General features: G+C 72.8%; 15 protein-coding genes. 3 read left to right on the top strand and 12 right to left on the bottom strand.

What is annotated here, in order from left to right:
- Positions 1–71: 71 nt before the first annotated feature.
- The 4 genes from PS467_RS12325 to PS467_RS12340 form a co-directional block, all read right to left on the bottom strand.
- Positions 72–1,100, bottom strand: a complete 1,029-nt coding sequence (locus PS467_RS12325; protein WP_311035303.1) for a 6-phosphofructokinase — start codon at positions 1,098–1,100, stop codon at positions 72–74.
- Between the two features lie 180 nt (positions 1,101–1,280).
- The gene (locus tag PS467_RS12330; RefSeq protein WP_268971511.1) at positions 1,281–1,961 is read right to left on the bottom strand and encodes a response regulator; all 681 of its coding nucleotides are present in this window, start codon (positions 1,959–1,961) and stop codon (positions 1,281–1,283) included.
- The gene (gene macS, locus PS467_RS12335; protein WP_311035304.1) at positions 1,958–3,214 is read right to left on the bottom strand and encodes a MacS family sensor histidine kinase; all 1,257 of its coding nucleotides are present in this window, start codon (positions 3,212–3,214) and stop codon (positions 1,958–1,960) included. Before macS ends, PS467_RS12330 begins: the two co-directional genes overlap by 4 nt.
- Positions 3,215–3,278: 64 nt before the next feature.
- Positions 3,279–4,004 (bottom strand): lysophospholipid acyltransferase family protein, encoded by a 726-nt coding sequence (locus PS467_RS12340; RefSeq protein ID WP_268976926.1) that lies wholly within the window; start codon positions 4,002–4,004, stop codon positions 3,279–3,281.
- Positions 4,005–4,145: 141 nt separating this feature from the next.
- Between PS467_RS12340 and PS467_RS12345 the strand changes: the two genes are divergently transcribed.
- Entirely contained in the window at positions 4,146–4,961 is an 816-nt protein-coding gene (locus PS467_RS12345) for an alpha/beta hydrolase (RefSeq protein ID WP_311035305.1), read from the top strand.
- Positions 4,954–5,574 carry a hypothetical protein gene (locus PS467_RS12350; RefSeq protein WP_311035306.1) on the top strand — a complete coding sequence of 207 codons (621 nt, stop codon included), beginning with the start codon at positions 4,954–4,956 and terminating at the stop codon, positions 5,572–5,574. The genes PS467_RS12345 and PS467_RS12350 overlap by 8 nt, the downstream gene beginning before the upstream one ends.
- A 71-nt stretch (positions 5,575–5,645) precedes the next feature.
- Here the strand turns inward: PS467_RS12350 and PS467_RS12355 are convergent, their stop codons facing one another.
- The 6 genes from PS467_RS12355 to PS467_RS12380 all read right to left on the bottom strand — a co-directional run bounded on the left by PS467_RS12355 (position 5,646) and on the right by PS467_RS12380 (position 10,726).
- A complete protein-coding gene (locus PS467_RS12355) occupies positions 5,646–6,443 on the bottom strand; it encodes an endonuclease/exonuclease/phosphatase family protein (protein ID WP_311035307.1) in 798 nt (265 codons plus the stop codon).
- A 21-nt stretch (positions 6,444–6,464) separates the two neighbouring features.
- Positions 6,465–7,406 carry an ROK family glucokinase gene (locus PS467_RS12360; protein WP_268971518.1) on the bottom strand — a complete coding sequence of 314 codons (942 nt, stop codon included), beginning with the start codon at positions 7,404–7,406 and terminating at the stop codon, positions 6,465–6,467.
- Between the two features lie 57 nt (positions 7,407–7,463).
- Positions 7,464–7,937, bottom strand: coding sequence for a DUF5304 domain-containing protein (locus tag PS467_RS12365; protein WP_311035308.1), 474 nt, complete (start codon positions 7,935–7,937; stop codon positions 7,464–7,466).
- Between the two features lie 119 nt (positions 7,938–8,056).
- Positions 8,057–9,412, bottom strand: coding sequence for an ArsA family ATPase (locus PS467_RS12370; protein ID WP_311035309.1), 1,356 nt, complete (start codon positions 9,410–9,412; stop codon positions 8,057–8,059).
- Positions 9,413–9,457: 45 nt separating this feature from the next.
- Positions 9,458–9,898, bottom strand: coding sequence for an SRPBCC family protein (locus tag PS467_RS12375; RefSeq protein ID WP_311035310.1), 441 nt, complete (start codon positions 9,896–9,898; stop codon positions 9,458–9,460).
- 66 nt (positions 9,899–9,964) lie between these two features.
- Positions 9,965–10,726 carry a metallophosphoesterase family protein gene (locus PS467_RS12380; protein ID WP_311035311.1) on the bottom strand — a complete coding sequence of 254 codons (762 nt, stop codon included), beginning with the start codon at positions 10,724–10,726 and terminating at the stop codon, positions 9,965–9,967.
- Positions 10,727–10,978: 252 nt separating this feature from the next.
- Between PS467_RS12380 and PS467_RS12385 the strand changes: the two genes are divergently transcribed.
- Positions 10,979–12,775: an AMP-dependent synthetase/ligase gene (locus PS467_RS12385; protein ID WP_311035312.1), complete on the top strand. Its 1,797-nt coding sequence runs from the start codon at positions 10,979–10,981 to the stop codon at positions 12,773–12,775.
- Between the two features lie 61 nt (positions 12,776–12,836).
- Here PS467_RS12385 and PS467_RS12390 read toward each other — a convergent pair whose 3' ends face one another.
- Together PS467_RS12390 and PS467_RS12395 are read right to left on the bottom strand one after the other, a co-directional pair.
- Positions 12,837–13,979 (bottom strand): glycosyltransferase family 4 protein, encoded by a 1,143-nt coding sequence (locus tag PS467_RS12390; protein ID WP_268971524.1) that lies wholly within the window; start codon positions 13,977–13,979, stop codon positions 12,837–12,839.
- 98 nt (positions 13,980–14,077) lie between these two features.
- A complete protein-coding gene (locus PS467_RS12395; protein WP_311035313.1) occupies positions 14,078–15,352 on the bottom strand; it encodes a hypothetical protein in 1,275 nt (424 codons plus the stop codon).
- Between the last annotated feature and the right edge of the window lie 10 nt (positions 15,353–15,362).

Consider the following 15,362-nt stretch of genomic DNA (forward strand, 5'->3'; position numbering starts at 1 on the left):
GCCGCGGGCGTGACGATGGGCCGGGTGCGGGGAACGCGCCCGGCCCATCGCCGTACTGCACCCAGACGGCCTCAGCCGAAGAAGACCTCGGCCTCGGCGTAGAGCGAGGGATCGACCGTCTTGAGCCGTGCGGTCGCCTCGGCGAGCGGGACCCGGACGATGTCGGTGCCGCGCAGGGCGACCATCTTCCCGAAGTCCTCGTCCCGCACCGCGTCGATGGCGTGCAGCCCGAAGCGGGTGGCGAGCCAGCGGTCGAAGGCGCTGGGCGTGCCCCCGCGCTGGACATGGCCGAGGACGGTGGTGCGGGCTTCCTTGCCGGTGCGCTTCTCGATCTCCTTGGCCAGCCACTCGCCGATGCCGGAGAGCCGGACATGGCCGAAGGAGTCCAGCGTGTCGTCCTTGAGGACCACCTCGCCGTCCTTGGGCATCGCGCCCTCGGCGACGACCACGATCGGGGCGTAGCGGATCTGGAAGCGGGATTCGACCCAGGCGCAGACCTGGTCGATGTCGAAGCGCTGCTCGGGGAGGAGGATCACGTTGGCGCCGCCGGCCAGCCCCGAGTGCAGGGCGATCCATCCGGCGTGACGGCCCATCACCTCCACGACCAGGACCCGCATATGCGATTCGGCGGTGGTGTGGAGCCGGTCGATGGCCTCGGTGGCGATGTTGACGGCGGTGTCGAAGCCGAAGGTGTAGTCGGTGGCGGAGAGATCGTTGTCGATGGTCTTGGGGACGCCCACGCAGGCGATCCCGTAGTCGCCGGAGAGCTGGGCGGCGACGCCGAGGGTGTCCTCGCCGCCGATCGCGATCAGCGCGTCGACCTCCTGCTTGACGAGGGTCTCCTTGACCCGCCGGATGCCGTCCTCGCTCTTGAGGGGGTTGGTGCGGGAGGAGCCGAGGATGGTGCCGCCGCGCGGCAGGATGCCGCGCACCGCGCGGATGTCGAGGGGGACGGTGTCGTTGTCGAGAGGGCCGCGCCAGCCGTCCCGGAAGCCGATGAAGTCATAGCCGTATTCCTGTACGCCCTTGCGCACGACGGCGCGGATGACCGCGTTGAGCCCGGGGCAGTCACCGCCGCCGGTCAGCACTCCGACCCGCATCGTTTCTTCCCTTCTCCCGTGAAATCCCGTGATTGGGCCCGGTATGGAAAGCCACGCTAACGGTGATCCAGGTCACACGGGATGGGGCGTCGGCCGATTTCCGTGCGCGCCAAGGGAGTTGGTTTTGAACTTCACTCGTACGAGCGGTTGCGCGGTGTCGACGTGCTCAGCCGGACGGCGTCAGGCGTCGTCCAGGCCACGCTCGATCGCATAGCGGACCAGCTCCACGCGGTTGTGCAGCTGAAGCTTGCCGAGGGTGTTCTGGACGTGGTTCTGCACCGTGCGGTGCGAGATGACCAGCCGCTCGGCGATCTGCTTGTACGACAGCCCCTTGGCCACCAGCCGCAGCACCTCCGTCTCGCGCTCGGTCAGCCGCGGGGCGGCCGGCTGGTCGGCGGCGGTGGGGGCGGGCTCGCCCGCCAGCCGCCGGTACTCGCCGAGCACCAGGCCCGCGAGCCCCGGGGTGAACACCGGGTCGCCGGCCGCCGTGCGGCGCACCGCGTCCAGCAGCTCCTCGGTGCTGGCCGACTTCAGCAGATAGCCGGTGGCCCCGGACTTGACCGCCTCCAGGACGTCCGCGTGCTCACCGCTCGCGGAGAGCACCAGCACCCGCAGCCCGGGGCGGTCGGCGACGACCTCCTTGCACACCTCGACCCCCGGCAGACCGGGCAGGTTGAGGTCGAGCACCAGGACGTCGGGCCCGGTGGCCTTGGCCCGGCGGACCGCCTGCGGCCCGTCCCCGGCCGTGGCCACCACGTCGAACCCGGCCTCGGCCAGGTCCCGGGCCACCGCGTCACGCCACATCGGATGGTCGTCGACCACCATCACCGTCACCGGCCGACCGTCCAGCTCAGCGGTCATCGCGCCGCTTCCCCCTTCTCCTTCTGCTCCGCCTTCTCCGCCGGCCGCTTCGCCGACGCCTTCGGCACCGTCAGCTCCACCTCGGTGCCCTGGCCCGGGGCCGAGATCCACTCGGCGGTGCCGCCGAGGTCGCGCAGCCGTCCCCGGATCGACAGGGCCACCCCCAGGCGGCCCTCCGCCTCCGCGTCCGCCAGCCGTCCCTCGGGGATGCCGGGGCCGTCGTCCCGTACGGTCACCATCACCGCGTCCGGCTCGTCCTCCAGCAGGATCCAGGCATGGGCCCCCTCCCCGGCGTGCACCCGCACATTGTCCAGGGCGGCACCGACGGCGGCGGCCAACTCCCCGGCGGCGCCCGCCGGGAGGAGCACCGGGGCGCCCGGTTCGGAGAAGGTGACCCGGGAGCCCGCGTGCGGTGCCAGCAGGGCCCGCAGATCGCAGGGCGCGCCGTCGGAGCGCTCGGGGCCGGGCGGACAGGGCGAGTCCGACGGGTCCGCCGCGCCCGGGAGTCCGTACGGGTCCGGTGCGGTGTCCGCCGCCCCGCGCGGCGGGGTCACCAGACCGGTGGAGACCAGGGTGCGCAGCGCGATCTCCTGTTCCCCGGCCATCCGGCCCAGTTCGGCCGCCTCGCCGCCGATGGCGGCACCGCGCCGCTGCACCATGGCGAGCACCTGGAGCACGCTGTCGTGGATGTCGCGGGCCAGCCGCTCCCGCTCCCGGGTCGCCGCCTCGATGCGCAGCGCGCGGGCGAGGGTGCGCTCACTGGCGCGGGCCACCTCGACCACATAGCCGATGGCCACGCTCGCCACCCACACCAGCATCAGCATGTGGATGGTGTCCTGGGCGAAGGTGCCACGCTCGATCACATTGGCGGCGCAGACGACGGCGGAGGCCCAAGCGCCCCAGCGCCAGCCGCCCTTGATGGCGAAGCCGAGGACCGCGCCCATCGTCCATATGGACGGCAGGGTGGGCGTGCCCTCGGCGATCCGGTCGTGGTTGTCCACGAGCGGGGTGAGCAGAATGCCGGCCACGGCGATGCCGAGGTCGCCGACGAGGAACCGCCGGGTGCAGCGCTCGGCCGAGGAGACCATCCGGAAGGTGAGCGCGGTCCACAGGGTCAGCACCGCCATGTAGACGACCGCGCCGAACGGATGGTCGTAGTCGTCGTACGCGTAGACGCACAGGCCGAGCGCGTAGAGCAGAGTGAGCACCCGGTAGGCGGTCAACGCCTGCCACAGCGGCTGCTCGACGGACATGCGCACCACACGTCCAGGCCTGGACCGCTCCGTCAACGTCCCCCCTCCCCCGGTGCCGGCGCCGCTAGGCGTCGGGCTTGTGCTTGTCCTTCTCCTTCTCCGCCTGCTTCCGGGCCGCTTCCGCCTCCGCGATCTGCCGCTTGGCGGCGGTCGCGTAGATGTCCACGTACTCCTGACCGGAGAGCTTCATGATCTCGTACATGACCTCGTCGGTCACCGAGCGCAGGATGAAGCGGTCGCCGTCCATGCCGTGGTAGCGGCTGAAGTCCAGCGGCTTGCCGATCCTGATGCCGGGCCGCATCAGCTTCGGCATGACCTTGCCGGGGGGCTGGATCTTCTCGGTGTCGATCATCGCGACGGGGATCACCGGCGCACCGGTCGCGAGCGCGACCCGGGCCAGACCGCCCGGCTTGCCCCGGTAGAGCCGGCCGTCGGGCGAGCGGGTGCCCTCGGGGTAGATGCCGAACAGCTCACCCCGCTCGATCACCTCGATACCCGCCTTGATGGCGGCCTCGCCGGCGCCGCGCGAGCCCGAGCGGTCCACCGGGAGCTGCCCGACGCCCTTGAAGAAGGCCGCCGTCAGCCGCCCCTTGACCCCGGGGGTGGTGAAGTACTCCTGCTTGGCGATGAAGGTGACTTTGCGGTCGAGCATCGCGGGCAGGAAGAAGGAGTCGGAGAAGGAGAGGTGGTTGCTCGCGAGGATGGCCGGGCCCTCGGCCGGGATGTGTTCCAACCCCTCCACCCAGGGCCGGAAGGCGAGCTTCAGCGCTCCCCCCACCGACAGCTTCATTGCGCTGTAGAACAACCGGGACCTCCTGTATCCGACGAGGAGACCTTAACCTGCCTACCCCCTGTGCGGCGCGCCGCGTACGCTGAGGACCTCGATACCCGCTTCCCGCTTCCCCGCTTCCCCAGTGAATGGAGATCCGTGGTGCCGCTCCTGCCCGGAGCCGAGCCGTTCCGCCACGACGGCGGCGAGATCGGCGTCCTCGTCTGTCACGGCTTCACCGGTTCCCCGCAGTCCGTGCGGCCCTGGGCCGAGCATCTGGCGGCCCGTGGCCTGACCGTCTCGCTGCCGCTGCTTCCCGGCCACGGCACCCGCTGGCAGGATCTCGCCGTCACCGGCTGGCAGGACTGGTACGCGGAGGTGGACCGCGAACTGCGGCGGCTGGTCCGGGTGTGCGAGCGGGTGTTCGTCTGCGGTCTGTCGATGGGCGGCGCGCTCGCGCTGCGGCTGGCCGCCCTGCACGGTGCGGCGATCAGCGGCCTCGCGCTGGTCAATCCGGCCAACAAGGTGCACGATCCGCTGGCGGTGGCGCTGCCGGTGCTGCGTCATCTGGTGCCCTCGGTGAAGGGCATCGTGAGCGACATCGCCAAGCCGGGGGCGCGGGAGTCGGGCTACGACCGGATGCCGCTGCACGCCGTGCACGCGATGCGCCGGCTGCTGAGCGTCGTCGACGCGGAGCTGCCGCAGGTGACCCAGCCGCTGCTGGTGATGCACAGCCCGCAGGACCATGTGGTGCCCCCCGCCGACTCCGAGCGCATCCTGAGTCAGGTGTCCTCGCGGGACATCACCGAGCGGCTGCTGGAGCGCAGCTACCACGTGGCGACCTTGGACCACGACGCCGAGTTCATCTTCGAGCAGACGGACACGTTCATCACCCGGCTGACGGCGGGTATGGGTCAGGACACCCGGACCGGCCTCGGGAAGGGCAGCGGAAAGGAGGGGGCGGCGGCCAGTGGCTGAGCGCGACTCGAATGAGAACGAGGCGGACGCGCGGCGCGATGACGACGCCGCCTTCGCCGCGATCGTCGCCGCGTACGGGGAGGAGCCGCAGGACCCGCCGGGCGCCGAGCGGTGGCCCGCCGCCGAGAACCTCGACGAGGACCCGGACCGGGACCGCCGGTCCGGCGCCGCGGACGACGACGCCGACGACGGCACCGATACCGACGCCGACGCCGAGGGCTCCGGTGAGGGCGCGGCGGCGACGGGCGGTCTGACCAAGCCCGACAAGCCGGTGGGCAGCTTCATCGTCTACGCCCCGGGCGTGGGGCCCCGCGACTGGGAGCCCGACGAGCCGTCCGAGGACGACTTCGACGAGACCGACGAGGGCCATTTCGTCCCGCCCGAGCCGCCCCCGCTCCCCGAGTCGGACACCACCTCCCGCTTCGCTTGGCTGGGGGTGCTGGGCGGACCGCTGCTGCTGCTCGGTGCGGTGATCTTCCAGGTGGAGATGGTCTGGTGGATCACGACGCTGGGCGTCGGCGGCTTCCTGGGCGGCTTCGTCACGCTGGTGCTGCGGATGAAGGACGACGACGAGGACGAGGACGACGACCCGGGGCGCGGCGCCGTCGTCTGACCCCGGCGCCCCGGCTCCCGGAAGGGTCCTGGCCCCCGCCGGCTGCCAAAAGAGCCCTGGCCGGCCCCGGCTCAGACCGGGGCCACGCGCGGCAGTCTGAGCGCGGCCAGGACCGGAAGGTGGTCGGTGGCCGCTTCGAGGTCCGCGTCGGCGACGCCCGGCAGCCCGGCCGGCACGCCACAGCCGATGATCTCCACGCCCTCGGAGGCGAAGACGGCGTCGATGCGCCGGCGCGGGTCCCGGGGGGTCGAGGTGGCCTCGCTCCCCCAGGGCTCGGTGGCCCAGCCGTCCCGCAGCTTCCCCGCGATCCGGCGGAAGGCGCGGCCGTCCGGCCGGTCGTTGATGTCACCGGCCGCGATGGCGTACGGGACGTCCAGCGCGGTCAGGTGGTCCAGCAGCATCCCGGCCTGGTCGTAGCGCTCGGCCTCCGCGAGGCTCAGATGGCAGCTGACCACGCCGAGCCGGACGCCGTTGCCATTCCCCGGACCGCCGGTGTCCCGGTGGCCGCCGCCGAAGCGCAGCACGGCGGTGGCGAACCCGCGCCGGTGCAGCCCGGGGACACGGGGCAGCAGGGTGTCCTCGGCGTGCTCCACCTGGGCGCGCAGCGAGGTGAGGATCATCGGGCCGGCGGCGGTGGCCCCGCCCGTGGTGTAGACGAGGCCGGTCTCCCGGGCCAGCCAGGCGGCGGCCTTGCGCCAGCGGAAGAAGCGCGGCGCCTCCTGGACGCACACGACGTCCGGGGCGCAGGCCCGGATCACCCGGGCCAGCGCCTCGCGGTCGTCACGCATCGAGCGGATGTTGTAGCTGAGCACCCGCACCACCGCCGCGTCCGGGCCGGTGGTGGATCGTGGCAGGTCCGCGAGCGGCACGATGTCGGTCCCCCTCGCCCCTCAGCCCTGGCGGGCCAGGTCGGCGGCGCCGACGAGCCCGGCCTTGCCGCCGAGCTGGGCGGCGAGCACCTGGGCGTGCGGACGCCACTGGTTGCCGACCAGCCAGCGCCGGAAGGACTTGCGGATCGGCTCCAGGACGAGATCGCCCTCGTCGGAGACCCCGCCGCCGACGATGAACGCCGAGGGGTCGAAGAGCGAGGCGAGGTCGGCGAGCCCGGCCCCGGCCCAGCGGGCCAGCTCACGGAAGGAGTCGACGGCGACCGCGTCGCCCTGGCGGGCGGCGTCGCTGATGTGCTTGCCCTCGATGCCCTCCGGGGTGCCGTCGCCGAGGCCGAGCAGGACCGTGGCGTTCTCCGGGGTGGCGGCGGCGCGCTGCTTGGCGTAGCGGACCAGCGCGCGGCCGGACGCGTACTGCTCCCAGCAGCCCTGGCTGCCGCAGCCGCACAGCAGACCGTCCGGGACGACCCTGATGTGGCCGAACTCGGCCGCGACGCCGAAGCGGCCGCGGTGCAGCCGGCCGCCGATGATGATGCCGCCGCCCAGGCCGGTGCCGAGCGTGATGCAGACGACGTCGTCATGGCCGACGCCGGCGCCGAAGCGGTACTCGCCCCACGCGGCGGCGTTCGCGTCGTTCTCCACCACGACCGGCAGGCCGACGCGCTGCTCGACCTTGTCCTTGAGCGCTTCGTGCCGCCAGTTGATGTTCGGCGCGAAGAGCACGGTGGCGCGCTTGTCGTCCACGTACCCGGCCGCGCCGATGCCGACGGCCTCGATGTCGTGTCCCTCGCTCACGATGCGCACCGCGTCCGCGATGGCATCGACGACCCCCTCGGGGGTCCGCGGGGTCGACACCTTGCTCGTCTCGAGAATCGTGCCCTCTTCGTCGACCACGCCGGCCGCGATCTTCGTGCCGCCGATGTCGACGCCGATGGTGAGTCCCATGAGTCCCTCAGTTATTTGGTCGAACCCCGCCGAGGCTAACGGTACCGGAGGTAGCGCTCAGTCGAGGTCGATGTGTTCACTACTCGAACTCTTGCCTTCGTCGCCACGGCCCTTCGTATCGCCGGCGGCGCCCTGGGTCCAGCGCCGCTCCTGGCCGGTCACGGCGGCGCGGTAGGCGGCGAGCAGCTCGGAGCCGGCGCCGGCGAGGTGCTCGAAAACGTCTGGGTTGCGCTCTATGACCGGCTCCACGGCGGCCTTGGCCTGTGCGATCAATTGTTGTACGGCCCCTTGAACCGCCGTCCCGCCGATCGGTGCCTGGATCCCGGCGACCTTGTCGGCGAGCGCGTCGGCGAGCTTGAGGAACTCCTCGGCGACGCTCCCCGGCTCCTCGGCCGTCTGCCGGGCCCGCCGCCGGGCCCGCTCGGCGGCGAGGTCCTCGGCACAGGCGCGCTCCCAGGCGTCGGGGTCGATCTCGGTGACCGGTACATCGGTGACCGGGGGTTCAGCGGGGCGCTCGGTGGCATCGCTCATGGCGAACTCCTGGCGGCGGGGATGCTGGCGGCCCGTGCGTTCATCCGGGCTTGTGACCGACGTTACCCGAAGGAGGGGGCGCGGTCAGAGCCCAGGACCGGCCGGGACGGGAGCCGGGTTCACGGCCGCTTCGGCCACAGCTCGGGGTCGGGGGCGAAGCGGACCTCGAGCCGGCCGTCGCGCAGCCCGGCACCGGCGACGGTGCAGCGGCGCAGGGCGGACGGCAGGGGCAGTACCCGGTGGAACGAGCCGACGGTGACGATCAGTTCATCGCCCCGGCGCACCAGCCCCAGTCCGTCGCGGTCGGCGCCGGGCAGCGGCAGCCGCCACAGCAGCACCCCGTCGTCGGCCAGCCGGTCCTCGACGGTCCAGGGGTCGGGGGCGGGCCGGTCGGGCCGCGGCTCGGGGACCCCGACGGCCCCGGCGAGCGCGGCGAGGCCGCCCGGGGCGCGCCCGGCGTCGCCGCCGGGCCCGGCCGGATCCGCCTGCCGCGCGTCCCCGGCCCCGAACGCGTCCCCGGCGCCCCGAGGGTCGCCGAGCCCCGGCACCTCGCCCAGCCCCTGCGGATCGCGGCCCAGATGCGGCAGTTCGCGGACCGGGACGGCGGGGGCCCACTGTTCGTACAGCTCCTTGAGCGCGGCCTGCTGCTGACCGGAGAGCGCGGCGAGCCACGGGTCGGAGGTGGCGGTGGGCAGCAGCCGGTTGGCGATGACCGCATCCACCCGGCAGCCGTGCAGCGCGAGGCCCGCGCGGGCGGTGCGCAGCGCCCGGTCGGCGAGCGGTCCGGGCTCCACCACCAGCCGTACCGTCGTGGCCTCGGACTCGATCACCGACTGGACGGCGGCCAGCTCCCGCTCCCAGCGCTCGGCCGTCTCGTACAGCTTCTGCGCGGGCATCGCCACCCCCGCCAGCTGGGCGAGCATCGGCCGCAGCGCACGGGCCGCCTGCCGCTCGGCGGGCAGCAGCCGCCGCAGATAGCGCCGCAGCTGCTCGGGCAGCGCGAGCGTGGTGACGGTCTCCGGCGCGGGCGGCATGTCGACGACGAGGACGTCCCAGCCGGCGCCGGGCGGGGCGGCCTGGGCGGCGCGCAGGGCACGCAGCAGCGCGACGGCCGCCACCCCGGGGAGGACGGTCAGCTCCTCGTCGTCCAGCGGGGTCGCGCCGAGCATGTCGAGCAGACCGTGGCCGCGCTCCTGGAGGGCGGCCAGCTCGCCGCGGAACCACTCGTCCGTGACGACCCGCGCGGCCCACAGCCCCGGGGCGAGCTCGACGGGTACGGACCACGGCAGCCGGTCCGCCGGCCGCCCGGGGGCGGACCGCAGCGGGCCGGTCCCGAGCAGCGCCTCCGGGGTGCCGTCCGGGTCGGTGGTGAGCAGCAGCGTCCGTCGCCCCTCACGGGCGGCGGCGAGGGCGGTCGCGGCGGCCACGGTGGTGCGGCCCGCGCCGCCGGTTCCGGTGACGAGGACCGTACGCATGAAGGAAGCCTCCGGCAGGTGATGCGTCAGACTGTCAGGAGGCTGTCAGGCGCCCTCGACGCGCTTCTTCAGGCCCGCGAGCGCGCGGTCGATGATGACCTTCTCGGCCTTGCGCTTGATCATGCCCAGCATGGGGATCTTGACGTCGACGGTGAGCTGGTACGTCACCTCGGTGCTCCTGCCCCCGTCCAGCGCCGACAGCCGGTAGGAGCCGTCGAGGGAGCGCAGCATCTGGGACTTGACCAGGGACCAGCTGACCAGGTCGTCGCCGGTCCAGGTGTACTGGAGGACGTAGTCGTCCTTGATCGCCCCGGCGTCGAGCAGCATCCGCACCTGCTCGGCACGCCCGTGGTCGTCCTTGGTGAGGATGTCGGCCTCCTTGACCTCACCGGACCACTCCGGGTAACGGTCGAAGTCGGCGATCACCCCCATCACGTCGGCCGGTGCCGCCTCGATCGTGATGCTCGAGCTGGTGTGTTCCGCCATCGCCGTGGCTCCTCCGTACCGGTCCGCCGCATGGGATCTCTGCCGCTGAAGGCTACCGCGCCCGGATCACCACTCCAGGGCCCAGGGGGTGCCCGAGGAGGCGAAGTGTCCGACATTGACGCACTCGGTGGCACCGATGCGCATACGGCGCGCGAGCGGCTGGTGGACATGGCCGAAGAGGGCGTACTTGGGCCGGACGGTGTGGATCGCCTCCAGCAGGGCCGCGCTGCCGCGCTCGAAGCGGCGGGCGACGGTGTCGTAGCAGAGGTCGGGCACATCCGGCGGGATGTGGGTACAGAGCACGTCCACCTCGCCGAGCGCCGCGAGCTTCGCCGCGTAGGTCTCGTCGTCGATCTCGAACGGGGTGCGCATCGGCGTGCGCAGCCCGCCGCCCACGAACCCGAAGACCAGCCCGCCGATGTCGACGCGCTCACCGTCGAGGACGGTGGTACCGGGCCGGGCGTACTCCGGCCACAGGGCGGGCATGTCGACATTTCCGTAGGTGGCGTACGTCGGGGTGGGGAACGCGGCGAACAGCTCGGCGTACTGCCGGCGGACCGCGGACTCGATGGCCGCGTCGCGGTCGAGCCCCGCCCACAGCCGGTTGCCGAACTCCCGGGCCTCCTCGAAGCGGCGGGCGGTGCGCAGCTCGACGATGCGGTGGGCGTTCTCCACCCCGAAGAGGTCGGGGAAGATGCCACGTGAGTGATCGGCGTAGTCGAGGAAGAGGATGAGGTCGCCGAGGCAGATCAGGGCGTCCGCGCCATCACCCGCCTTCTCGAGGTCCTCACTGTTGCCATGCACGTCACTCACCACGTGGACTCGCATGCGTGTCACCCTAAGACGTAAGGGTCCGCGCCCGTAAGGTGTTCCGCCTGCGTCTCCCCGCGTCCACCTGCGGTTCCCGGGCGGTCGCGGCGTCCGTCGACTAGTCTGCGGGCAGTGTGAAGGCGGTGTGTGACGCATCGAACATCTGGGCGGGAACCCCTATCCCGGAAGCGTACCGATGGGTAACGTCCGGGCCGTCCACCACCCCCCATGCCCTGTAGCGGCGCCGGCGCCCCACGAGGAGCAGCAGTCTTGCGCGAGTTCAGCCTTCCGGCCCTGTACGAGGTCCCGGCCGACGGCAATCTGACGGATCTCATCCGCCGCAATGCCGCCCAGCATCCCGATGTCGCCGTGGTCGGCCGCAAGGTCGACGGCCGTTGGGAGGACGTCACCGCGACCGAGTTCCTGGCCGAGGTGCGCGCCGCCGCCAAGGGTCTGATCGCGGCCGGGGTGGAGCCGGGCGACCGGGTCGGGCTGATGTCGCGCACCCGCTATGAGTGGACGCTGCTGGACTTCGCCATCTGGAGCGCGGGCGGGGTCACCGTGCCGGTGTACGAGACGAGTTCACCGGAGCAGGTCCAGTGGATCCTCAGCGACTCGGGCGCGGTGGCCGCGCTGGTCGAGACCGGGCTCCACGAGGCCGCCGTGGAGTCCGTACGGGACGGCCTGCCCGCCCTGAAGCACGTGTGGCAGATCGAGGACGACGCCATCGGGGCGCTGCGGAAGCTGGGCGCGGACGTGCCCGACGAGAAGGTGGAGGAGCGCTCCTCGATCGCCACCGCCGACTCCCCCGCCACCATCGTCTACACCTCGGGCACCACGGGCCGCCCCAAGGGCTGTGTGCTCTCGCACCGCAGCTTCTTCGCCGAATGCGGCAACGCGGTGGCGCGGCTCAAGCCGATCTTCCGCACCGGTGAGTCGTCGGTGCTGCTGTTCCTCCCCGAGGCGCATGTCTTCGGGCGGCTGGTGGAGATCGCGGCGGTGCTGGCGCCGATCAAGCTCGGTCACGTACCGGATGTGAAGTCCCTGACCGATGAACTCGCCGCGTTCCGGCCCACGTTGATCCTGGGCGTGCCGCGCGTCTTCGAGAAGGTCTTCAACGCGGCGCGGGCCAAGGCGCAGGCCGAGGGCAAGGGCAAGATCTTCGACAAGGCGGCCGACACCGCCATCGAGTACAGCAAGGCGCTGGACACCCCGGGCGGTCCGTCCCTCGGACTCCGGTTCAAGCACAAGCTCTTCGACCGGCTGGTCTACGGCAAGCTGCGGGCTGTGCTGGGCGGCCGGGCCACCCACGCCATCTCCGGCGGGGCGCCGCTGGGCGCGCGGCTGGGCCACTTCTACCGGGGCATCGGCTTCACGGTGCTGGAGGGGTACGGCCTGACGGAGTCCTGCGCGGCGACCACCTTCAACCCCTGGGACCGGCAGAAGATCGGCTCGGTCGGACAGCCGATGCCGGGCTCGGTGGTGCGCATCGCCGACGACGGCGAGGTGCTGCTGCACGGTGAGCACCTCTTCACCGAGTACTGGAACAACGAGGCGGCCACGGCGGACGCGCTCTCGGACGGCTGGTTCCACACCGGGGACGTGGGCACCCTCGACGAGGACGGCTATCTCACCATCACCGGCCGGAAGAAGGAGATCATCATCACCGCGGGCGGCAAGAACGTCGCCCCGGCGGTGATCGAGGACCGCATCCGGGCCCACGCCCTGGTCGCCGAGTGCATGGTCGTCGGCGACGGCCGCCCCTTCGTGGGCGCGCTGATCACGGTGGACGAGGAGTTCCTGCCGCGCTGGGCGGCCGAGCACGGCAAGCCCGAGGGCGTGACGGTGGCCGAGCTGCGGGAGGACCCGGAGCTGCTGGCCGAGATCCAGCGGGCGGTGGACGACGGCAACGCGGCGGTGTCCAAGGCGGAGTCGGTGCGCAAGTTCCGCATCGTGGCCACGCAGTTCACCGAGGACTCCGGGCATGTGACGCCGTCGCTGAAGCTCAAGCGGAATGTGGTGGCGAAGGACTTCGCCACCGAGATCGAGGCCATCTACCACGGCTGACGACGGCGAGGCCCCTGGGCCCACCTGGCGCCCGGCCCAGGTCAGGCCCAAGGCCGCTCCGTCACAGCAGCGACTTCAGGCGGTCGGCGAGCAGATCCCAGCGCCAGCGCTCCTCGACCCAGGCGCGGCCCCGCTCACCCATGCGGCGGCGCAGCTCGGCGTCCTCCAGGAGCGTCACGATGCGCTCGGCGCTCTGCTCGGCGGAGCCGCCCCGGACCACCCACCCGGTCTCCCCGTCCAGCACCGCGTCCGGCGCTCCGCCCGAGTCCCCGGCGACGACCGGCAGCCCGGTCGCGGACGCCTCCAGATAGACGATGCCCAGGCCCTCGACGTCCAGTCCGCCGCGGCGGGTGCGGCAGGGCATGGCGAAGACGTCGCCCGCGCCGTAGTGGGCGGGCAGCTCCTCCCAGGGGACCGGGCCGGTGAACCGTACGGAATCGGCCACGCCCGTGGTCTCCGCGAGCCGGTGCAGATCCTTCGCGTACGGCCCGCCGCCGACGATCAGCAGCACGGCGTCCGGCACCCGCCGCAGGATCCGCGGCATGGCCCGGATCAGCGTGTCCTGCCCCTTGCGCGGCACCAGCCGGGAGACGCAGACCACCACGGGCCGCTCGGCGAGGCCCAGCCGGGCCCGGATCTCATCGCCGCCCGAGCCGGGATGGAAGGTCTTCTCGTCCACACCGGGCGGGAGTTGGACCATCCGGGCGGCGGCCCGGGGGTCGAGCGCGGCGGCGATCCGGGAGCGGGTGTACTCACCGAGATAGGTGATGGTGTCCGTGGCCCCGCCGATCCGCCGCAGCAACCCCCGGGCGGCGGGCAGCTGCGCCCAGGCCGCCTCGTGGCCGTGCGTCGTGGCCACCAGCCGCCGCGCCCCCGCCCCGCGCAGCGCGGGGGCCATCAGCCCGAGCGGCGCGGCGGCGCCGAACCACACCGAGGTGCAGCCGTGCTCACGCAGCAGCGCGACCGCGCGGCGGGTGACACGGGGGGTGGGCAGCAGCATGGTCGTCCGGTCACGGACGACCTGGTACGGCTGCTCGGCGTCGAATCGGGCGGTGGCCTCCGCGCCCTCCTGGCCTCGCTTCCAGGTGGACGCGTAGACGACGATCCGGTCCGGGTCGAGGCGCAGCGCGATGTTGTGCAGGAACGCCTGGATGCCGCCGGGGCGGGGCGGAAAGTCGTTGGTCACGAGCAGGGTCTTGTCCATCGTGGCCGACAGTACCGGGTACGGCACCGCGCTCCCGCCCACGGCCACCCGCCCCGGGACCTCCCGGACCCGCGGGGGAGGCAGGCCCGGGTCGGGGTTCAGTCCAGCTTGCTCGCTACGTACTTCCGCCACAGCGCCGTGAAATCCGCCAGGTTCATCCCCAGCACTTCGTCCAGCGCGGACTCCACCGCCCCCGCGCGCTCGGGCGCCCGGCCCACCGTGCGGTAGAACTCGACCAGCTTCTTCTCGCCCCACCGGTCCGCGATCAGGCGGCAGGCGAGCCAGCCCTGTTCATAGGCGCGGGAGAGGCTGTCGGAGTCGCTGCCGAAGCGGAAGTCGTCGTCGCGCGGCAGCGCGGCGGGCAGGTGTCCGGCGGCGACGGCCTCGGCGAGTTCCGGGGCGACTTGGCGCGGGGGGCGGCCCGGGGCGCGGTAGCCCACCCAGTCGGCGAAACCCTCGGAGAGCCACAGCGGGGTGGCGGCGGTGGTGGCGGTGCGGGTGGCGACATGGGCCGTCTCATGGGTGATCACGACGTTCCGGCCGAAGTCACCGAGGACCTGGTACGCCTCGGGGTTGACGATCACACGGTCGGCGGGGGCCTCGTCACCGGACCCGCCGACCTCGCCGGTGGTGACGGCGGCGATCCCCCGGTAGCCGTCCGCGGAGGCGCCGAGCAGGGCGGCCATGTGGCCCAGGGAGGCGGGGACCTCGACCACGACGCGTCCGGCCCACGCATGGGGCCAGACCCGGTCGAGGGCGGGCACCGCCCGGTCCGCGGTGTCGGCGAGCGCGCGCAGCACCCGCCGGTCCTGGCCGACGCCGAGGACGAGGCTGTGGGCGCCGCGGACGACGTCGACCGTGCCCTGGTCCCACAGCTGCTGAAGACCGCGCTTGCCGTCCACCACTCCGTCGTCGTTCGCCACGTACCACCGTCCGCCGCGCTGGGCGAGGGTCAGGTACTGGGCGGAGACCAGCGGCGCGGTGTCGTACCCCTTGAGCCGGTAGCGGAGTTCGACCTGTGCGGCGAGGCGGCGGCCGGTGACCCGCGCGGGCTCGAAACCGCCGGTGCGCACCAGGCGGTAGGTCCAGGAGTCCAGCGGTACGGCGGACATCTGCCGGAACACCCGCCGCTGCTCGGCCCGGTAGCCGGCGGAGCCGCGGTCGACGGTGGCGAGGAACGCCTCCGCGTCCCGGTTCCGGACCGCCGCGGCCCGCTGGTCGAGCATGCGCTGCACGGCCCGGCCGTCGCGCCCCTCGGGGTCGTCGGGCGCGGGGACGGCGCCGCAGCCGCTCAGCGCGGTCACACAGAGCGCGGCCGCCAGCGGCAGGCACAACAGCGCCCGCCATCCGCCCGATCTCCACCGACCCGCCACGTCTTAGATC

This window comes from Streptomyces luomodiensis, assembly GCF_031679605.1.
Taxonomy (GTDB): Bacteria; Actinomycetota; Actinomycetes; order Streptomycetales; family Streptomycetaceae; genus Streptomyces; species Streptomyces luomodiensis.